Source organism: Bacillus sp. AFS017336 (genome assembly GCF_002555445.1).
In the GTDB taxonomy this organism is placed as follows: Bacteria; Bacillota; Bacilli; order Bacillales; family Bacillaceae_G; genus Gottfriedia.
Genome location: NZ_NUCO01000015.1, coordinates 170,165 through 190,428 on the forward strand (window position 1 = coordinate 170,165; position 20,264 = coordinate 190,428).

Consider the following 20,264-nt stretch of genomic DNA (forward strand, 5'->3'; position numbering starts at 1 on the left):
TTTTAAGCAGTTTGTTTATTTTCAATTGCTTTATAGTGCTTATTTTGTAAATATCCACGATATAGATTTGCCGCACCAAATATGATGAACACAATTCCAATGCAAATTGTTAATAACTCAAGCTTGTTAACCATTTGATTTACACCATAAAGTAATAGGAATAAACCAAAAGTAATTCTTGCACGCGAGCCAGCAATTTTTTTTGTAAGTAGTTCGCTTGTAAAGAAAAATTTGGTAACGTAAAATAAGAAGAATAGAAAAGATATAATTAAGACTGTTGCGATGCTATCCACTTAGCTTCCACCTTTCAATAACTAATACATAATTCTATTTTACAGTCATAGAAACTATATTTCAAAAGTTTTCATATAAAGGAGAGTTTAACATTGAAAGAACAAATATTAAAAGATATACATTCATTTGATACGATCATTATCCATCGTCATGTTCGTCCAGACCCAGATGCAATTGGTTCACAGTGCGGTTTAGCAGAGATGATTAAAGCAAGTTATCCTGCAAAAAAAGTATATGTAGTAGGAGAATTACCACAATCGCTAGAGTATTTACATAAAATGGATGTAATTGCAGACGAAGTATATGATGATGCTCTTGTTATTGTGTGCGACACAGCGAATACTGAGCGAGTAGATGATGCTAGGTATACTAATGGAAAGAAACTTATTAAAATTGATCATCATCCGAATGTGGATCCATATGGTGATATTATGCATGTTGATACAACTGCTAGCTCAACAAGTGAGTTGATATTTGAACTTGCTGAGAGTAGTAATGAGCAATTAGTCATTACAGACCAAGTTGCAAGATTAATTTATGCAGGAATCATTGGAGATACAGGCAGATTTCTATTTCCAAGTACGACAGAAAGAACTTTTCATGCCGCTAGCAATTTAATTAAGAAGGATTTCTCAATAAACGAAATTTATGACAATATGTACGAAACATCAATTGAGATGGCTCATTTAAATGGATATGTTCTTCAAAATTTCAAACTTACAGAAGAAGGTGTCGGTCATATAAATATGACGAAGGCTCTAATGGAAGAATATAATGTAACCTCTGAGCAAGCTTCATTAGCAGTAAGTTCGCTTGGCCATATAAAGGGCGTAAAAGCTTGGGTAATATTTTTAGAGGAAGATGATTTAATTCGAGTACGTCTTCGTTCTAAAGGTCCAGTTATAAATGGAGTAGCTGCTATGTTTAATGGTGGTGGGCACCCGCTTGCATCTGGAGCAAAAGTCTTCTCGTGGGAAGAAACAGAAAAAGTTGTTGAAGAACTTAAAAAGGTTTGTAAAGAAGAGAAGTAAGATTAAAAAATAAAATGAGAGGCTTATCGTAATGAATAGCCTCTCATTTATTTTGTACTTTTTATTTTTAATGTAATTTCTAACACAGTATCAAAGTATATCGTATCGATTTCAAGTTTAAATCGCCGATCGTCTTTAATATAAACTTTGTTTTCGATTGCTCGCCTTAATAATTCTCGATTTTGAGAAACACTTTTTATGTCTTGTGTGAGTAAATGACTTAGGTCATTTTTTACATCACTAATAATCTGATTTTGTGTGAATAAATTTAAATTGTATTGTTTGGAATTTAATATTGTAACTTTGATTTCTTGTACTGTTAAATTTCGTTTGTTTTCTTTGTTCAACCGTTCCGTATTTTCAATTAATATATTTTTATCTCTTAAATATTCATTATTGAGCATTTTCAATTCAGATATTTGTTTAACCTGCTCTTCTTCTGTAACACCATACATATAGATAAAGACAAGCCAACTAATAATAAATCCGAAAAATATGCCTACAAAAAACTTTGCCCAAGCATGTGAAAGTCGTTCTGGAGGAGCTTTCATTAAACATGTTCTCCAGTAAACCATTGGATAAGAATTGTACCAGTATGAGTGCCTCCCATAGCAGCGATAATCATGAAAATTTGTTTAATGAATTCAATTGTTTCACCCTCAAATAGTCCTTTTTCAAAACTATAAAAAGTGTCAAATGTTCCACCAATCGCCCCAACAATTGCCCAAATTCGTAGTTTCATTGATAAGTCATACATGCTACTAAGCGGTGGCTGACCGATCACATAGTATCCAATTGAACCAATTATGGATCCACCGATTATTATTCCTAGTGAAATAAAGTACATTGAAATTAACGCCGGTATAAAAGGCAACTTAAGCTCCACTTGTCCTCACTCCTTCAATAATATATATGGACAAAGTGTGATGTGTATGATGAGTATTAAAGTAAGTTTATTAAGAAAAGATTTGTTTTAATTTTTACGAACGAAAATAGAATGTAAGTTCGCATTTTGTGATAGAATAGATTATATTAAACTGTTGGTTTCGAATAAATCGTTGCTAAATAAGTATAAGTAAGAATCTAACTAAAGATGGTAAGGAGGATGTAGATGAGTTTTGTTCATTTGCAAGTTCAAAGTTCTTATAGCTTATTACAAAGCGCATGTAAAATAGATGAATTAATAAACGCTGCTGTAAAAGAAGGACATCCTGCGCTTGCAATTGCAGATGAAAATGTCATGTACGGTGTAATTCCTTTTTATCATGCGTGTCAAAAAGCAGGAATTAAACCTATTGTTGGGGTGAAGCTTTCGATTTTAATGGATGAACAGCAGTCTTATCCGTTGATTTTACTAGCTAAAGATTTGACTGGTTATCAAAATCTTTTAAAACTGACAAGTATTATCGGAACAAAATCACCACAAGGAATTCCTAAAAAATGGTTATCAGCATATAGTAGCGGAGTAATCGCAATTACTCCAGGTTTAGAAGGCGAAATTGAAAACTTACTTTTAAATGGCGAGATTGAAAGAGCTACCTTGCATCTAAAAGAGTATCAAACAATTTTCAATCACTTTTACGTAAGTATTCAGGATCACGGATTACCTGAAAATCGAGCTCTGTACCCATTAATAAAGCAACTCCAAAAAGAGACAAATATAAAGCTAGTGATTACAAATGATGTTCGATATATTGAAAAAGATGATGCACTTATTCAAGATGCATTATTTTCTGTTAAAAACGGTACTAAGTTATCGGATGAATCAAGGCCAAGACTATATTCGAGTGAATATTATTATAAAACTAAAACTGAATTGTTAAGTTTGTTTGCGGATGAAGAGGAATCCTTTCAAAACACTTTACATATTGCAGATTTATGCGATTTAACAATTCCATTTCATCAACCTCTATTGCCTAAATATCCAGTCCCTGAGGAATATTCAACAGTTGAATATTTAAAAATTGTTTGTGAAAAAGGGTTAATTGAGCGTTACGGGGAAATGAATGATGAACTTAAGCATAGATTAGAATTTGAATTAAACACGATTAATAAGATGGGATTCAATGATTATTTCCTCATTGTTTGGGATTTTATTAAATATGCACATGAACAAGGAATTGCGGTTGGACCAGGACGTGGTTCTGCAGCTGGATCATTAGTAGCATACGTTTTAAAGATCACTAATGTCGATCCAATTCATTATAATTTACTTTTCGAACGATTTTTAAATGAAGAAAGAATTACGATGCCCGATATTGATATTGACTTCCCAGATCATCGACGTGATGAAATGATTGATTATGTAGCATCAAAATATGGTGAGGTTCATGTTGCACAAATTATTACGTTTGGAACTTTAGGTGCAAAAGCGGCAATTAGAGATATTGCAAGGGTAATGGGACTGGCGCCATCAGAGATTGACCGGTATTCTAAACTAATTCCTTCAACGTTAGGGATTTCATTAAAAGATGTTTACGAACAATCAAAAGCATTTAATAGCCACGTAGAACATTCCGGTATTCATAAACGAATTTTCGAAGTAGCATGTCGTGTTGAAGGTCTTCCACGACATACAAGTATTCATGCAGCAGGTGTCATTATTTCTGAGCTTCCGTTAACAAATGTTGTCCCGCTACAAGAGGGGAATCACGGGGTGTTTTTAACTCAATATCCTGCTGAAATACTTGAAGAGCTAGGATTAGTAAAGATGGACTTCCTTGGACTTCGAAACTTAAGTTTATTAGAAGAGGTCTGTCGGTTAATTTACGAAACAAAGGGCGAATTAATTAAATTGGAAGAGATTCCGTTAGAGGATCAAAAAACATTTGAAATCCTAAGTAAAGGAGATACTTCAGGTGTTTTTCAGTTAGAATCATCAGGGATGAGAAGAGTATTACAGCAATTACAGCCAAATCAGTTTGAAGATATAGTTGCTGTTAACGCACTTTATCGTCCAGGTCCAATGGAACAAATTCCAAAATTTATACAATATAAGCATGGATTGGAGAAGGTGACATACCCTCATCCAGTTTTAGAAAAAATATTAGAACCAACTTATGGAGTAATCGTTTATCAAGAGCAAATCATGCAAATTGCTTCTACTCTTTCAGGATTTACTTTAAGTGAAGCCGATTTACTTCGCAGAGCAGTTAGTAAAAAGAAGAAGGAAGTTTTAGATGAAGAAAGAATTCATTTTGTAGAAGGTGCAATTTCTAAAGGTTATGATGAGCAAGTTGCAAATGAAGTATACGATTTAATTGTTCAATTTGCTAATTATGGTTTTAACAGAAGTCACGCTGTAGCTTATAGTATGATTGCCTATCAATTAGCCTATTTAAAGGCGAATTTTCCACTTCAATTTTATGCTGCACTTTTATCAAGCTTTATAGGAAGTGAAGAAAAAGTATCGAATTATATTGGAGAAGCGAAATTAAAAGGGATTCCAATTTACCCGCCTTCCATTAATAAAAGTCAGTATGCATTTGTCGTTGAAGGGAATGGGATTCGATTTAGTTTGTTGGCAATTAAAAATATTGGTATGGCTACTGTAAGAGAAATTCTACAGAAACGCCCGTATAAAGATTTTTTTGATGTATGTATTAAAATATCTCCAAAAGCATTGAACCGAAAGAGTATTGAAAATTTGATTTTTGCAGGATGCTTTGATGAGTTTAATCTTGATCGCGCAACTTTATTAGCTAATATCGATATTATTTTTGATTATGTGGATATCGTAAGACCTGAAAATGAAGATCAATTTGACTTATTTCTGGATGAAGATTTTGTTCCGAAACCTGAAATTATTAGAGTAGATCCAATGAAAATTTCAATCAAGCTTGAATTGGAAAAACAAGCATTAGGTACGTATTTAACAGGTCATCCGATTAGCCAATATGAGAAATTGCATATTGAAAGTGGGACTTCCACCATTTCGTCAATTTTGATGAAAAAAGATACGGAGCATTTATTGTTTGTCTATATTAAGGATTTACGGATTACAAAAACAAAAAAACAACAGCATATGGCTTTTTTACAAGTAGAAGATTTAAGTACTTCAATCGATGCAGTCGTGTTTCCAACTACCTTTGAAAAGTACCGCCACAAATTAAAAGAAAAAGAAGTAGTAGTCGTAAAAGCAAAAATCGATGAACGGGATGAAAGAAAGCAATTAATCATAAATGAAGTACTTACAATTGAAGAAATGGAAGAAAGAAATGAGCAGAAAGAGTATACTTTATTTATTAAAATAACGGGACATACTAATAAAAATATTTCTTACACAATACAACAAACAATCGCTAAATATAAAGGACATACGAAGGTAGTTCTTTATTACGATGAAGAAAAAAAGGCAGTTCAATTATCTGAGCAATATTATGTAAATCCTTCAGTAGGATGTCTTTCAGCGCTAAAAAATATTGTAGGAGACGGTAATGTTGTATTAAAGAAATAGACATTCTTCTTCAAAATCATTTATTATAAACATATGTATTTTCAAAAAAAAATTACATTGCTTTTTAAAGAGAAATAACTGAGAAGTATACAGTTGAAAAGTCAACTCGTCGACATTAGGGAGAGTGAATAGTTTGTCATTATTAAGTGAAGAAGCATTACATATGCATAGAGTACACCAAGGTAAATTAGAAACGGTTTCTAAGGTACCAGTTACGAATGCTAAAGAACTAAGTTTAGCGTACTCACCAGGTGTTGCCGAGCCATGTAAAGAAATTTACGAAGAAAAAAGCAGAGTGTATGAATACACGATGAAAGGTAATATGGTTGGTGTCGTTTCTGATGGTTCTGCCGTTCTTGGATTAGGCAATATCGGTCCAGAGGCTGCATTACCTGTTATGGAAGGGAAAGCTGCGCTATTTAAAAGCTTTGCTGGTGTTGATGCATTTCCAATCTGTTTAAATACGCAAGATGTAGAGCAAATCATTCAAACAGTTAAATTATTAGAGCCTACATTTGGTGGAATAAATTTAGAAGATATTGCAGCTCCAAACTGCTTTATTATAGAGGAACGCTTAAAGCGTGAAACAAATATTCCAATCTTCCATGATGATCAACATGGAACAGCAATCGTTACACTTGCAGGTTTAGTTAACGCTCTAAAAATAGTTAATAAAAATATGGCGGATATTAAAGTTGTTCTTAATGGAGCAGGTGCTGCAGGTATTGCTATCTTAAAATTATTGTACCGATTTGGTGTACGCCAAATTATCATGTGTGATACTAAAGGAGCGATTTACGAAGGTCGTCCAAGTGGTATGAATAGTGTTAAAAATGAAGTTGCAAAATATACTAATAAAGATAAAATTCAAGGTAGTCTTAAAGAGGCAATTGAAGGAGCGGACGTATTTATTGGTGTTTCTGTAAAAGGTGCGGTAACACAAGAGATGGTTCGTTCAATGAATGAAAATCCAATTATTTTTGCAATGGCTAACCCAGATCCAGAAATTATGCCTGAAGATGCAAAAGAAGCTGGAGCTTTAGTCATTGGTACTGGTCGAAGTGATTATCCTAACCAAGTAAATAATGTCCTTGCATTCCCAGGGATTTTCCGTGGAGCGTTGGATGTTCGTGCTACACATATTAATGAAGAAATGAAAATTGCTGCAGTACATGCAATTGCAAGCTTAGTAAGTGAATCTGAACTATCACCTGATTTTATTATCCCAGCTCCATTTGATGCACGCGTAGCGCCAAAAGTAGCTGCTAGTGTTGCAAAAGCTGCAATGGAAACAGGGGTTGCTCGTATGAATGTTGACCCAAAGGAAATTGAAGAAAAAACAAAAAAACTTGCTTTAATTAAATAACATTTATTACCAGATAACAATAATAAAGGGGATAGTATTACAGTACTAAAATTAAGTAATGTAGTACTATCCTTTTTTATCTGATATAATGTTTAGTTGTGGTAAAAAAAGCGCAGAGTTTGTTGAAATTAAAGGGTTTTTAAAAATATTGTATAATATATTTTTTGAAGACATTTTATAATTTTTAAGTTGAATAAATAATAGGAATGACGAAATTAAGCTGAATATTATCGACAAATGTTAACAAAAAGTGTATAACATTTATAGTATCCTATTAGTATTTAGTACTAAAAAAGTTAGGAGGAATTAGGTTGCAAATCAAAGACTTATTTTCCAAAAAGAAAAAATATGCATCTATACCTTCAGAAGTAATGAGACAAGATTTACCTGATGGTGTTATGACAAAATGTCCTAAATGTAAAAAAATAAGCATTACAAAAGAATTAATAAAAAACCTAAAAGTTTGTAATAGTTGTGGTTATCACCATCAAATGACAGCATATGAGCGAATCGAAAGCTTAATTGATGCTGACACATTTGAAGAATTTGATAAAAATATGATTTCTGCGAATCCTTTAAACTTCCCGGATTATATCGAAAAGCTTGAAGGGGATCGTAAAAAAACAGAGCTCAATGAGGCTATTGTTACAGGAAAAGGAAACATCGACGGAATTCCTGTTGTTATAGCAGTTATGGATGCAAGATTCCGTATGGGTAGCATGGGATCTGTTGTAGGAGAGAAAATAACTCGTGCGGTTGAACGCGCTTCTGCTGATGGATGTACGTTTATTATCTTTACTGCATCTGGTGGAGCTCGAATGCAAGAGGGTATCTTAAGCTTAATGCAAATGGCAAAAACAAGTGCGGCACTTAAAAAGCATAGCGAGTTAGGCTATTTAGCAATTTCAATAATGACAAATCCGACAACTGGTGGAGTATCTGCTAGCTTTGCATCATTAGGCGATTTTAACTTTGCTGAGCCTGGTGCGTTAATTGGGTTTGCTGGTAGACGTATTATCGAGCAAACAATTCGTGAAGAATTACCTGAGGATTTCCAAACAGCTGAATTCCTGTTAAATCATGGTCAGCTTGATGCAGTCATTTCACGTTTAGAATTACGATCAAAATTATTTACAATCCTTAATTTACATCAAGGGGGTGTCTTGCAATAGTGGTTATGTTAGAATTCGAAAAACCGATTCATGAACTTAAGACGAAAATAGACGAATTAAAAGTTTATACAAGTCAACATGATGTTGATTTTTCTGAGGAAATCAAACGTTTAGAAGAACGTTTAAAAACTTTAGAAAACGAAATTTATGGTAACATGGGAGTTTGGGATCGTGTACAAGTTGCTAGACATCCAGAACGACCAACTACATTAGATTATATAGATAGACTATTTAACGATTTCTTTGAGTGCCATGGGGATCGATTATTTGGTGATGATGCAGCAATCGTATCTGGTATTGCGTCATATCGCGGATTACCAGTTACTGTTATTGGACATCAACGTGGTAAAGATACAAAAGAGAATATTAAACGTAATTTTGGTATGCCCCATCCTGAAGGATACCGAAAAGCACTTCGTTTAATGAAGCAAGCAGAGAAATTTAATAGACCGATTATTGCATTTATTGATACAAAAGGTGCTTATCCAGGGAAAGCAGCCGAAGAGCGAGGGCAAAGTGAAGCAATTGCTCGAAATATTTTTGAAATGGCAGGTTTAAAAGTACCTACTATTTGTATTGTAATTGGTGAAGGCGGTAGTGGAGGTGCTCTAGCACTAGGTATCGGTAATAAGTTACTGATGTTAGAAAACTCGACTTACTCTGTTATTTCACCTGAAGGTGCAGCAGCACTTCTATGGAAGGATGCTTCGCAAGCACGTAGAGCTGCAGAAACAATGAAAATTACAGCTCCAGACTTATTAGAATTAGGGGTAGTGGACCAAATTATTCCTGAGGTAAAAGGCGGAGCGCAAAATGATGTTGAACAACAGGCAAAATATATCGATAAGTATTTATATGAGACATTAAAGTCTTTACTAACTATGGATAAAGAAGAATTAGTTCAACAACGATATGAAAAACACGCAAAGTTAGGACAAATTTCTTTTTAACAATATTATTTAGTTTAACTTCTAGAGTGTGTGAAACAATATGTTAGCATGCTCTTTTTTGTATTTTTTTTAGAAATTAGTAAAAAATAGCAATATGTATAAAGGCTATCGTCATACTTTTTACAAGTGTTACATTCATTAAAAAAAGTTTATGAAAAAGTTCACATTATTTCTATTGTTTAAAAATGTATTACATGGTAACTTATTTAAATGAATAAAAGCATAAGGTAAAATCATTGAGGTGAATACATAATGAAAAGAATTGGCGTATTAACTAGTGGAGGAGACTCTCCAGGAATGAACGCTGCAGTTCGTGCAGTTGTAAGGAAAGCGATTTTCCATGGCTTAGAAGTGTATGGTGTATATCAAGGTTATTCTGGTCTTATTAATGGAAATATTGAAAAGCTTGAATTAGGTTCTGTAGGTGATATTATTCACCGTGGAGGGACTAAATTACTAAGTGCACGTTGTCCAGAGTTTAAAACAGTAGAGGGACAAATGAAAGGAATCGAACAGCTGAAAAAGTTTGGAATTGAAGGTTTAGTTGTTATTGGTGGCGATGGTTCATATCAAGGTGCAAAAAAACTGACTGAACATGGTTATCCTTGTGTTGGTGTTCCAGGTACGATTGATAATGATATTCCAGGCACTGATTTTACAATTGGTTTCGATACAGCTTTAAATACTGTTATTGATGCGATTGATAAAATTCGTGATACAGCAACATCACATGAACGTACATATGTAATTGAAGTAATGGGACGAAATGCAGGGGATATTGCTTTATGGGCAGGTTTAGCTGATGGAGCAGAAACGATTTTAATACCTGAATGTGATTATGATATGGATGATATTATCAGTAAATTAAACCGCGGTAGTGAGCGTGGTAAAAAACATAGTATCATTGTAGTTGCAGAAGGCGTTGGAAGTGCAATTGAGATTGGTAAAGTAATACAAGATCGAACTAACTTTGATACGCGTGTAACAGTTTTAGGACATGTTCAACGTGGTGGTTCACCAAGCGCTGCGGATCGAGTTCTAGCAAGTCGTTTAGGAGCAAAAGCCGTAGAACTTCTTATGGAAGGCAAAGGTGGACGTTGTGTCGGTATCCAAAATAATAAGTTAGTTGATCATGATATTATTGAGGCATTATCTAAAAAGCATGAGCTTGATCAAGATATGTATCAATTATCTCAAGAGCTTTCAATTTAATTTAATTAGATTTGATTGAGCAATCGATTTCATAAAAATAGTTTTGAGAGTTTTATATAAATTTGGAGGGAAAAAAATGCGTAAAACAAAAATAGTTTGTACGATTGGTCCTGCTAGTGAATCGGTAGAAAAGTTAGTAGAGTTAATTAATGCCGGGATGAACGTAGCACGTTTAAATTTCTCACATGGTTCTCATGAAGAGCATGCAGCGAGAATTACAAGTATTCGCGAAGCTTCAGAGAAAACTGGGAGAACTGTAGCGATTCTTTTAGATACAAAAGGTCCTGAAATTCGAACTTTAGATTTTGAGGGTGGCCAAGCTGAATTAAAAACTGGAAATGAAGTAATCATTACGACTGATCCAGTAGTAGGTACAGCAGAAAAGTTTGCAGTATCTTATGAAGGATTAATTGACGACGTACGTATTGGATCAAGAATTTTAATCGATGATGGCTTAATAGGATTAGAAGTAGTCGGTATTGAAGGAAAAGATATTCGTACAAAAATTTTAAATAGCGGTTTAGTAAAAAATAAAAAAGGTGTAAACGTACCAAATGTACGTGTTAACCTACCAGGTATTACGGAAAAAGATATTAGTGATATTGAATTCGGTATTGAGCAAAAAGTTGATTTTATTGCAGCATCATTTGTACGAAAAGCTTCTGATGTACTTGAAATTCGTGAGCTTTTAGGAAAACATAACGCTGATTATATTCAAATTATCCCAAAAATTGAAAACCAAGAAGGTATTGATAATATCGATGAAATTCTTGATGTATCTGATGGCTTAATGGTTGCACGTGGTGATATGGGCGTAGAGATTCCACCTGAAGAAGTACCGATCGTTCAAAAGCTATTAATTAAAAAATGTAATAATTTAGGCAAACCAGTTATTACTGCTACTCAAATGTTAGATTCAATGCAACGTAATCCACGTCCTACACGTGCGGAAGCAAGTGACGTAGCGAATGCAATTCTTGATGGAACTGATGCAATTATGTTATCAGGTGAAACTGCTGCAGGTACGTACCCAGTTGAGTCAGTTTCAATGATGAACTCTATTGCACTTCGAATTGAAAAAAGCTTGCAATACGAAGAATTATTTAAAAAGCGTCAAAGAGAAAATAAAGGAACAATCACAGATGCAATTGGCCAATCTGTTGCTGCAACGGCATTAAACTTAAAAGTTGCTGCAATTATTGCTCCAACAGAGAGCGGACATACTGCGAAAATGATTTCGAAATATCGTCCAAAGGCTCCAATCTTAGCAATTACTTCTGATATTCGTATTTGCCGTCGCTTAACTTTAGTTTGGGGTGTTCAAACTGAATATAGAGAAAGAGCAAATTCTACTGACGAAATGTTACAACATGCAATGGAAGCAGCTCAAGACGCTAAATTCGTTTCAAACGGTGACACTGTCATCATTACTGCTGGATTACCAGTTGGTGAAACAGGAATGACAAATATGATGAAAATTCATGTAGTGGGAGCTGTAATTGCTCAAGGTCAAGGAATTGGGCGTAAAACTGCTGCAGGAAAAGTTGTTATCGCAAAATCAGGTGAAGAAGCTGTTTCTAAAGTTACACCAGGAAGTATCCTTGTAACAAATAGCACAGATAAAGACATGATGCCAGCAATTGAAAGAGCGGCAGCGATCATTACTGAAGAAGGCGGATTAACTAGTCATGCTGCAGTAGTTGGTGTAAGCTTAGGAATTCCAGTAATTGTTGGTGTTGATAATGCAACAAACATCTTAGTAAACGGTCAAGCTGTTACAGTAGATGCTTCAAGAGGAATTGTTAGTACAGGACATAAGAGCATATTTTAATATATAATAAAGAGAAGGACGAAGTTACCTTCTCTTTATTTTTTGATTTTGTTTAAAAAAGCGTGTAGTTTTAACATAATTTAGTTAAACGGTTTATTTATATTCTTAGTAAGAGGTGAACTATCATGAAGAAATTGGTTGGATGGCTATTGTTAATCCCAATTATAGATTTATTCTTTTTAACAATACTTGGGAGATTTATTGGTTCCTTAACAGTATTCCTATGGTTGATCGGTACATTTTTAATTGGTATTTATATCATGCGAAGCGTTTGGGTTACAGTGAAACAACAAGCCGAGGAACAGCTTCGGGCAGGCAAAATGCCAGATTTACTCATGATAGAAGGATTATCCTTTTTTCTCATCGGTCTCTTATTTTTCATTCCGGGACCAATTACGGATTTATTGGCATTAATATTGTTAATTAAACCAATTAGAATTATATTGGTTCAACGACTTCTTTATTTTGTAATGAAGAAGTTTAAAGGTAATGTTGTTTGGACGGGATTTATAAAAAAATAGTTACTTTAATTAAATACAAAATGAATTAAAAAACCGAGAAATTGCTTTCTCGGTTTTTTTTGCAAAAAATTTCAGAGTGAATTTTGTTTATTCTTTTAAATGTGAACCTTTTACATATTTCCAAAGCTCATGGAAGACTTTTGCACGATATAACGTTGATAGTACTACTAGTGTAACAGGTCCGGCAATTAAACCTAGAAAACCAAAAAATTTAAAACCAACGAATAACGAGATTAAAGTAGGAAGTGGATCTAGGCCTATATTTGAAGATAGAACTTTTGGCTCAGCAAGTTGACGTTGAACGATTACAACACCATATAAAATTGCGAGACCAATCGTTAATTTATAGTCGCTAGAAAGGAAAGTATATAAAATCCATGGTACAAAAATTAAGCCTGTTCCTAAGTATGGTAGTAAGTCAATGAAGCCAATTAAAATAGCTATAGTGATTGCGAAAGGGATTCTAAGGATTAATAAACCGATTAAGACTAGCACTGTTGTCATAGATATAAGAGTGATATGTGCTTTGATGAAACCAAACAAAGCTTTTCGTAGGTCAATAAAGATTGTTTTGCTGTAGTGTTGGATGCGATTTGGAGTATATTTTGCGAATAAATTTTTAATTTTGTACCAATCTTTACTAATAAAGAATGTAGCTAAGAAAGAAACGAAAATTACTGTAGCTGTGTTTGGGAGTAGTGCGATTACTAATTTAATCCCGGAAATAATCCCATTTAATCCATCTTTCCCTAGGCTAATTGCAGAATCACCAATCGATTGAATATTAGTTCGAATTGTCTGTTGCTGTCCAGCACCGAGCTGGCTATATTTGCTCATAATTAAGTCGTATAAAGGAATAACTTTATCTGAGACAATATTTTCAGCAAAATATATTAATCGTTCGAAGCTATCTGGAACAACTTGAATTAAATACGTTGACCCTGAAATAATTTCAGTAATTAATAGTGTAAACAATCCTGCAACTACTGCTAAAAGTAAAATAATTGATAAAAATGCAGCTATTCCTCTTGGAATACGTGCTTTTTCGTTTAATAAATTAACTAGTGGATTTAAAATATATGCGACGATGATTGCGATAATAAAAGGATATGTAAGTTTAGATATGAATAAAGCAACGTAAAGGCCTAAAATAATGCATGCGATCACAAATAAAAAACGAATGATTTGAAAAACTAAAGTTCTACTCAAATTTTTACCTCCTTCCAATGTAAAATAGTCCTCTAGTTTATTTTATCAAGAATTATTTTTTTATAATAGTAAATTTTGGTAGTATTTATTAATAAAATATTCATTAAGGGGATACTAACAAATGAGTGAATCAACAATTTTTCTTTTGGTTTTATTATTAATTGGTGTGATTGCTAAAAATAACTCTTTAATTATTTCAATTATAGTATTGTTAGTACTAAAATATACTCCTTTAGGGGCACGAGTATTTCCTTATATGCAATCAAAAGGTATTAATTTAGGAGTAACGATTATTACGATTGCTGTTTTAGTGCCGATTGCAACTGGTGAAATCGGTTTTAAACAATTGATCGAAGCATTAAAAACTCCTGTTGCATGGATTGCCTTGCTTTCTGGTATCGCTGTCGCATTACTTGCAAAAGGAGGAGTTCATTTACTAGCAACTAGTCCACAAATAACAGCTGCACTAGTGCTAGGTACTGTGTTGTCTGTAGCCGTGTTTAAAGGGGTTGCGGTAGGCCCGTTAATAGGCGCTGGAATCGCATATCTATTCATTTGGATTGTAGAATTAGTTAAGTAATTGCATAATAATTATATTTTAGTAAATTGTTTTCATTCACAAAAGTCAGATTATTGTTTATAATAAATGATAGTAGGGTTCCTTTCTATGTATACTCGGTATTATAAAAGAGTTATACCAGTATATATATGTTAATAAATACTAGGGGAAATTTTTGCGTAAAGGAGAGAGGGCAATATGACAGTTAAAAGTGGTTTAGAGGGTGTTGTAGCAGCTACGACTTCTATAAGTTCTATTATTGATGATACATTAACGTATGTAGGTATTGGGATTGATGAATTAGCAGAATATGCGAGTTTTGAAGAAGTAGTATATTTATTATGGCAACGCAAATTACCAAATAAGGATCAACTTAAAGAACTATCTTCACAATTAGCAGAAAATGCTGAATTACCAGAAGAAGTTATTACTTACTTAAAATCAACTAATTTAAAAGATGTACATCCTATGACGGTCCTTCGCACAGTTATTTCAATGCTTGCAATGTATGATAAAAATGCGGAAGCAATGGACTCTGATTCAAATTATTTAAAAGCAATCCAGCTTCAAGCTAAAATTTCAACTTTTGTGGCAGCGTTTTCTCGAATTCGTCAGGGGCTTGAGCCAGTTGCTCCTAATAAAGATTTATCATTCTCAGCTAACTTCTTATACATGCTGACAGGTGATAAACCGAATGCAATTGCAGAAGAAGCAATTAATAAGGCTTTAGTACTACATGCTGACCATGAATTAAATGCTTCAACTTTTACTGCACGCGTTTGCGTAGCTACATTATCTGATATTTACTCAGGAATTACAGCTGCGATCGGTGCTTTAAAAGGTCCGTTACATGGTGGCGCAAATGAAAGCGTTATGAAAATGTTAGCTGAAATCGGTGAGGTTGAAAATGTTGAAACATTCATTCAAGAGAAGATGGATGCTAAAGCTAAAATTATGGGATTCGGACATCGCGTATACCGTGGTGGGGACCCACGTGCGAAACATTTAAAAGAAATGTCTCGTCAATTAGGTGCAATTACTGGAGAATTAAAATGGTACACAATGTCTGAAAAAATTGAAGAGATTGTTACAACTCAAAAAAATATTCCGCCAAATGTTGATTTCTACTCTGCATCTGTATATCACAGCTTAGGAATTGAACATGATTTATTTACACCAATCTTTGCTATTAGCCGTATGTCTGGTTGGACTGCGCACATTTTAGAGCAATACGAAAATAATCGTATTATTCGTCCACGCGCAGATTATACAGGACCAGAGAAAAACTCTTACATTCCAATTGAAGAGCGTGCATAAGTAAGAGATTGAATACTTAAAATAGTATTTAATATCCGAATAATAGTGGTATAGTAAAGAGAGGAAGAGCCATCTTCCTCTCAAAAGCATGTATTTAAATGTATTTAATTATTTATACAAGGGGGAGCATGTAATGCAAGCTGAAAAAATTACTTTATTAGACGGCAAATTAAACGTGCCAAACAATCCAATCATTCCTTTTATTGAAGGCGACGGAACAGGTCCAGATATTTGGGCAGCATCTTCACGTGTATTAGATGCAGCTGTAGAAAAAGCATATAATGGTACTCGTAAAATTGAATGGAAAGAAGTTCTTGCTGGAGAAAAAGCATTCAACGCAACTGGTGAGTGGTTACCTCAAGAAACTTTAAATGTAATTGAAGAATACATGATCGCAATCAAAGGACCTTTAACAACACCAGTTGGTGGCGGAATTCGTTCTTTAAACGTAGCATTACGTCAAGAATTAGATCTATTCGTATGCTTACGTCCAGTACGTTACTTTGAAGGTGTACCTTCACCAGTTAAACGTCCAGAAGATACAGATATGGTAATCTTCCGTGAAAACACTGAAGATATCTATGCTGGTATCGAGTATGAAAAAGGTTCTGAAGCAGTACAAAAAGTATTAGAATTCTTACAAAAAGAAATGGGTGTTAATAAAATCCGCTTCCCAGAAACATCTGGTATCGGTATTAAACCAATTTCTGAAGAAGGTACAAAACGTCTTGTGCGCGCTGCTATTAATTATGCAATCCAAGAAAACCGTAAATCATTAACTTTAGTTCATAAAGGTAACATCATGAAATTCACTGAAGGTGCATTTAAGAACTGGGGATATGAAGTTGCTGAACAAGAGTTCGGTGATAAAGTATTTACTTGGTCAGAATACGATCGCATTGTAGAAACAAGCGGTAAAGATGCTGCTGATAAAGCAATGGATGATGCTGAAAAAGCTGGCAAAATCTTAGTAAAAGACAGCATTGCTGATATCTTCTTACAACAAATCTTAACTAGACCACGTGAGTTTGATGTAGTAGCTACAATGAACTTAAATGGTGACTATATTTCTGATGCACTTGCTGCTCAAGTTGGTGGAATTGGTATCGCTCCTGGAGCAAATATCAACTACGAAACTGGACATGCTATTTTTGAAGCTACTCATGGTACAGCACCTAAATACGCTGGATTAGATAAAGTTAACCCATCTTCAGTTGTTCTTTCTGGAGTATTAATGCTTGAGCATATGGGCTGGAATGAAGCAGCTTCTATGATTTTAACTTCAATGGAAAAAACAATTGCTTCAAAAGTTGTTACTTATGACTTTGCTCGTCTAATGGATGGGGCTACTGAAGTGAAATGTTCAGAATTTGCAAGCGAATTAATTTCTAATATGGAATCAGTTCTTGTATAATTAAATTGTGTTTGTAAACAAAAGGGAGGTATTTGTATGTCAATTCGTAGACGTAAAATTTCCGTAGTAGGTGCTGGATTTACTGGTGCTACAACAGCTTTCTTGCTTGCACAAAAGGAATTAGGGGATGTTGTTATAGTTGATATTCCGCAACTAGAGAACCCTACAAAAGGTAAAGCCTTAGATATGCTTGAAGCAAGTCCTGTCCAAGGATTTGATGCGAACATTATTGGTACTAGTGATTATGCTGACACTGCTGACTCAGATGTAGTAGTCATCACAGCAGGAATTGCCCGTAAACCGGGTATGAGTCGTGATGATCTAGTATCAACTAACTCAAACATCATGAAAGCAGTTACTCGTGAAATCGTAAAATACTCTCCTAACTGTACAATCGTAGTTTTAACAAACCCGGTTGATGCAATGACTTATACAGTATACAAAGAAGCAGGATTTCCAAAACACCGTGTCATCGGACAATCTGGAGTACTTGATACAGCTCGTTTTAGAACGTTTGTTGCTCAAGAACTAAACTTATCTGTTAAAGATATAACTGGATTTGTTTTAGGTGGTCACGGAGATGATATGGTACCATTAGTGCGTTATTCATATGCAGGTGGTATCCCATTAGAAAAACTAATTCCAAAAGATCGTTTAGATGCTATTGTTGAGCGTACTCGTAAGGGTGGCGGAGAAATCGTTAATCTACTAGGTAACGGCAGTGCGTATTATGCACCAGCAGCTTCTTTAGTAGAAATGGTTGAAGCTATTCTTAAAGATCAACGTCGTGTGTTACCTACAATCGCGTACTTAGAAGGCGAATACGGTTACAGCGGAATATACTTAGGGGTACCTACAATTATTGGCGGTAACGGTATTGAACAAATTATTGAATTAGATTTAACTGCTGATGAAAAAACAGCATTAGATCGTTCAGTTGTAGCTGTTAAAAACGTTATGAATGTATTAGCTTAAATAAAAAAGTTTGAAGAAGGGGCCGCCTAGATGTCAATTACTGACACCTAGGCGGCCCCTATTTTAATTAGAGAAATTTTGGGCTAAGTCCTTCTTGGAGCAAAGTAGGGGTATTTTAGTGGTGTTTTGCAATTAGTGCTGATTTTGTGATCCCCATTTTCGGAAATTTAGTTTAATTCTTCACTTTTTTTAGTCGGTCGAGCAAGAAATAGAGTAAATTTGGTTTTTGTTCAATTAATTTTGATCATTTTCAGGAAGAATACCCTAACCGGTATAGGTAATATCTTATCTGAAAAAGGATATTAGCTAATTTAATTGCAGTTTTGCTGATTTTAATTACAGATTCTCCATTCTTAATTGCACTTTGACATTTAATTGCAGTTTCCGGATTTTTATTAGCAAGTTTCACGATCTTATTTGCATCGACTTATAGTTCGACTACTCTTCTTTTTAATTTAGCCTATAAATGTAAAATGAGGATGCCCATAAAAGTTAACTCTTAGGACATCCTCATTTAAAATCTTCTAAGTCGGTTCAATGTTAAAATGACTACTCTTTTGCTAGTTTAATATTCGCCTTTAATAACAAAATATGAGCCACGAATAGTTCCTGCTAGCTTAGACTTCTGTCTAGCGAACTTAAATTTCTCTACTAATTCCAATGGTACTTCCATACCATCAGATAGCTTAAAGCCAACTGCTCGCTTCTTAGGATCATCAACCGTATACATAACATTTATCGAAAGACCATCTTCATAAAATACGTAAGTAAATTTAATATTTTCTACTTGAAAACTCGACGTTTCTAATGGTTTGGCTGCAAATTCAATATCTCGCTCTTCTTTCAAAATACGATTTGCATAATCAAGAGCATCTTGACTTTCGCTTGCTGGTACTACTGTAAATACATGTTTATATTTGTTCATAAAGTAGCGTGCTTCATTTGCACGTAAACCTGCAAGAGCTTCAGCAACAGGTGAAGACTCTAAACCGACTGTAGACACATTTTTAAAATCAACGATATAAGACATTCCCAACTCTCCTTTTCTCTTCCTTGGCTAAATTTCAGTTAATATCTAAATAATTCGGTATGGTATTTCAAGATATAAGTATGTACAAGTTAACTCTTCAGCAAACCCTAGATTCTTTAATACATGGGATGGTGGGATTGGATTGAATTATGACCTTTTAGACTTTCTCAATAATTTATCTTTTTCCGACAGAAGACTCCTTCCTCCAGGAACGTGAAGGACAAAGTCCAGTGAGTAGGTGGAAGATGAGTGTCGGTTGGCTTTAGCCTAAATATTTTGTAAAATATAGAATATAACAAGAAAAAAACGAGGTGAGAACAATGATGATAAACAAAGCCTATAAGTTTCGGATCTATCCTAATAAGGAACAAGAAACTTTAATTGCGAAGACTATTGGCTGTTGTCGATTTGTTTTTAACCGTTTCTTAGAAAAATGGAACGATGCATACAAGGAAACTGGTCAAGGATTAACTTACAATACTTGTTCTGCCGAGCTGACTCAACTAAAAAAAGAACTAGTCTGGCTGAAAGAAGTGGACAGCATATCCTTGCAGTCCTCTCTCAAAAATCTTGCTGACGCGTTTAGTCGTTTTTTCAACAAGCAAAATCATGCTCCATGTTTCAAGTCCAAAAAGAACAATGTACAATCCTATACAACCAAGCATACAAATGAAAATATTGCCATTGTGGGTAACAAGATAAAATTGCCCAAACTTGATCTTGTTCGCTTTGCCAAAAGTCGTGAAGTGGATGGACGGATTCTTAATGCTACCGTTAGACGAAACCCAAGTGGTAAATACTTTGTATCCATTCTTGCTGAAGTAGAAGTACAACCTCTAGAGAAAACTGAATCATCTATTGGTATAGACTTAGGCATCACTGATTTTGCCATTTTTTCTGATGGTCGCAAGATTGATAATAATAAAT

18 protein-coding genes are annotated in these 20,264 nt (G+C 34.3%); 13 read left to right on the forward strand and 5 right to left on the reverse strand.

Annotated elements, in window-relative coordinates; translation table 11 throughout:
* Positions 1-2: 2 nt before the first annotated feature.
* Complete coding sequence (locus CN601_RS07925) at positions 3-293, reverse strand: YtpI family protein (protein ID WP_098119235.1); 291 nt, start codon at positions 291-293, stop codon at positions 3-5.
* Positions 294-386: 93 nt separating this feature from the next.
* Between CN601_RS07925 and CN601_RS07930 the strand changes: the two genes are divergently transcribed.
* Positions 387-1,325 (forward strand): DHH family phosphoesterase, encoded by a 939-nt coding sequence (locus CN601_RS07930; protein WP_098170718.1) that lies wholly within the window; start codon positions 387-389, stop codon positions 1,323-1,325.
* A 47-nt stretch (positions 1,326-1,372) separates the two neighbouring features.
* Here the strand turns inward: CN601_RS07930 and ytrI are convergent, their stop codons facing one another.
* Positions 1,373-1,876: a sporulation membrane protein YtrI gene (gene ytrI / locus CN601_RS07935; RefSeq protein ID WP_098119233.1), complete on the reverse strand. Its 504-nt coding sequence runs from the start codon at positions 1,874-1,876 to the stop codon at positions 1,373-1,375.
* Positions 1,876-2,211, reverse strand: coding sequence for a sporulation membrane protein YtrH (gene ytrH, locus CN601_RS07940; RefSeq protein WP_306659816.1), 336 nt, complete (start codon positions 2,209-2,211; stop codon positions 1,876-1,878). Before ytrH ends, ytrI begins: the two co-directional genes overlap by 1 nt.
* A gap of 225 nt (positions 2,212-2,436) precedes the next feature.
* Between ytrH and dnaE the strand changes: the two genes are divergently transcribed.
* The 7 genes from dnaE (at position 2,437) to CN601_RS07975 (ending at position 12,833) form a co-directional block, all read left to right on the forward strand.
* Positions 2,437-5,781 carry a DNA polymerase III subunit alpha gene (gene dnaE / locus CN601_RS07945; RefSeq protein WP_098170719.1) on the forward strand — a complete coding sequence of 1,115 codons (3,345 nt, stop codon included), beginning with the start codon at positions 2,437-2,439 and terminating at the stop codon, positions 5,779-5,781.
* Positions 5,782-5,944: 163 nt separating this feature from the next.
* Positions 5,945-7,147, forward strand: a complete 1,203-nt coding sequence (ystJ, locus tag CN601_RS07950) for an NADP-dependent malic enzyme (RefSeq protein ID WP_179865489.1) — start codon at positions 5,945-5,947, stop codon at positions 7,145-7,147.
* Positions 7,148-7,518: 371 nt separating this feature from the next.
* On the forward strand, positions 7,519-8,319 hold the full coding sequence (gene accD, locus CN601_RS07955; protein WP_098119277.1) for an acetyl-CoA carboxylase, carboxyltransferase subunit beta: 801 nt from the start codon (positions 7,519-7,521) through the stop codon (positions 8,317-8,319).
* Entirely contained in the window at positions 8,319-9,269 is a 951-nt protein-coding gene (accA, locus tag CN601_RS07960) for an acetyl-CoA carboxylase carboxyl transferase subunit alpha (RefSeq protein WP_216854007.1), read from the forward strand. The genes accD and accA overlap by 1 nt, the downstream gene beginning before the upstream one ends.
* Positions 9,270-9,521: 252 nt before the next feature.
* On the forward strand, positions 9,522-10,481 hold the full coding sequence (pfkA, locus tag CN601_RS07965) for a 6-phosphofructokinase (RefSeq protein WP_098119229.1): 960 nt from the start codon (positions 9,522-9,524) through the stop codon (positions 10,479-10,481).
* Between the two features lie 76 nt (positions 10,482-10,557).
* Positions 10,558-12,312 (forward strand): pyruvate kinase, encoded by a 1,755-nt coding sequence (gene pyk, locus CN601_RS07970; RefSeq protein WP_098119228.1) that lies wholly within the window; start codon positions 10,558-10,560, stop codon positions 12,310-12,312.
* A 125-nt stretch (positions 12,313-12,437) separates the two neighbouring features.
* Positions 12,438-12,833: an FxsA family protein gene (locus tag CN601_RS07975; protein ID WP_098119227.1), complete on the forward strand. Its 396-nt coding sequence runs from the start codon at positions 12,438-12,440 to the stop codon at positions 12,831-12,833.
* Positions 12,834-12,920: 87 nt separating this feature from the next.
* On the opposite strand, the gene ytvI is transcribed toward CN601_RS07975, so the two are convergent.
* Positions 12,921-14,042 (reverse strand): sporulation integral membrane protein YtvI, encoded by a 1,122-nt coding sequence (ytvI, locus tag CN601_RS07980; RefSeq protein ID WP_098170720.1) that lies wholly within the window; start codon positions 14,040-14,042, stop codon positions 12,921-12,923.
* Between the two features lie 121 nt (positions 14,043-14,163).
* On the opposite strand from ytvI, the gene CN601_RS07985 reads away from it, so the two are divergent.
* The 4 genes from CN601_RS07985 (at position 14,164) to mdh (ending at position 18,307) form a co-directional block, all read left to right on the forward strand.
* Positions 14,164-14,622 carry a DUF441 domain-containing protein gene (locus CN601_RS07985; RefSeq protein ID WP_098119225.1) on the forward strand — a complete coding sequence of 153 codons (459 nt, stop codon included), beginning with the start codon at positions 14,164-14,166 and terminating at the stop codon, positions 14,620-14,622.
* A 177-nt stretch (positions 14,623-14,799) separates the two neighbouring features.
* Positions 14,800-15,918, forward strand: a complete 1,119-nt coding sequence (citZ, locus tag CN601_RS07990) for a citrate synthase (protein WP_098170721.1) — start codon at positions 14,800-14,802, stop codon at positions 15,916-15,918.
* Between the two features lie 133 nt (positions 15,919-16,051).
* Positions 16,052-17,332: an NADP-dependent isocitrate dehydrogenase gene (icd, locus tag CN601_RS07995; RefSeq protein ID WP_098119223.1), complete on the forward strand. Its 1,281-nt coding sequence runs from the start codon at positions 16,052-16,054 to the stop codon at positions 17,330-17,332.
* A gap of 36 nt (positions 17,333-17,368) precedes the next feature.
* Positions 17,369-18,307, forward strand: a complete 939-nt coding sequence (gene mdh / locus CN601_RS08000; RefSeq protein WP_056472247.1) for a malate dehydrogenase — start codon at positions 17,369-17,371, stop codon at positions 18,305-18,307.
* A gap of 565 nt (positions 18,308-18,872) precedes the next feature.
* On the opposite strand, the gene CN601_RS08005 is transcribed toward mdh, so the two are convergent.
* Complete coding sequence (locus CN601_RS08005; protein ID WP_098119222.1) at positions 18,873-19,337, reverse strand: phage tail protein; 465 nt, start codon at positions 19,335-19,337, stop codon at positions 18,873-18,875.
* A 323-nt stretch (positions 19,338-19,660) separates the two neighbouring features.
* Here CN601_RS08005 and CN601_RS08010 point away from each other — a divergent pair.
* A partial coding sequence (locus tag CN601_RS08010) for an RNA-guided endonuclease TnpB family protein (RefSeq protein ID WP_179865487.1) occupies positions 19,661-20,264 on the forward strand: 604 nt, incomplete at its 3' end.

What these genes read in the sequence shown, in the direction of transcription:
- ytrI (WP_098119233.1), bottom strand. Translation starts at nt 1,876, where the DNA reads ATGAAAGCTCCTCCAGAACGACTTTCACATGCTTGGGCAAAGTTTTTT.
- dnaE (WP_098170719.1), top strand. Translation starts at nt 2,437, where the DNA reads ATGAGTTTTGTTCATTTGCAAGTTCAAAGTTCTTATAGCTTATTACAA.
- ystJ (WP_179865489.1), top strand. Translation starts at nt 5,945, where the DNA reads ATGCATAGAGTACACCAAGGTAAATTAGAAACGGTTTCTAAGGTACCA.
- accD (WP_098119277.1), top strand. Translation starts at nt 7,519, where the DNA reads ATGAGACAAGATTTACCTGATGGTGTTATGACAAAATGTCCTAAATGT.
- pfkA (WP_098119229.1), top strand. Translation starts at nt 9,522, where the DNA reads ATGAAAAGAATTGGCGTATTAACTAGTGGAGGAGACTCTCCAGGAATG.
- pyk (WP_098119228.1), top strand. Translation starts at nt 10,558, where the DNA reads ATGCGTAAAACAAAAATAGTTTGTACGATTGGTCCTGCTAGTGAATCG.
- CN601_RS07975 (WP_098119227.1), top strand. Translation starts at nt 12,438, where the DNA reads ATGAAGAAATTGGTTGGATGGCTATTGTTAATCCCAATTATAGATTTA.
- CN601_RS07985 (WP_098119225.1), top strand. Translation starts at nt 14,164, where the DNA reads ATGAGTGAATCAACAATTTTTCTTTTGGTTTTATTATTAATTGGTGTG.
- citZ (WP_098170721.1), top strand. Translation starts at nt 14,800, where the DNA reads ATGACAGTTAAAAGTGGTTTAGAGGGTGTTGTAGCAGCTACGACTTCT.
- icd (WP_098119223.1), top strand. Translation starts at nt 16,052, where the DNA reads ATGCAAGCTGAAAAAATTACTTTATTAGACGGCAAATTAAACGTGCCA.
- mdh (WP_056472247.1), top strand. Translation starts at nt 17,369, where the DNA reads ATGTCAATTCGTAGACGTAAAATTTCCGTAGTAGGTGCTGGATTTACT.
- CN601_RS08005 (WP_098119222.1), bottom strand. Translation starts at nt 19,337, where the DNA reads ATGTCTTATATCGTTGATTTTAAAAATGTGTCTACAGTCGGTTTAGAG.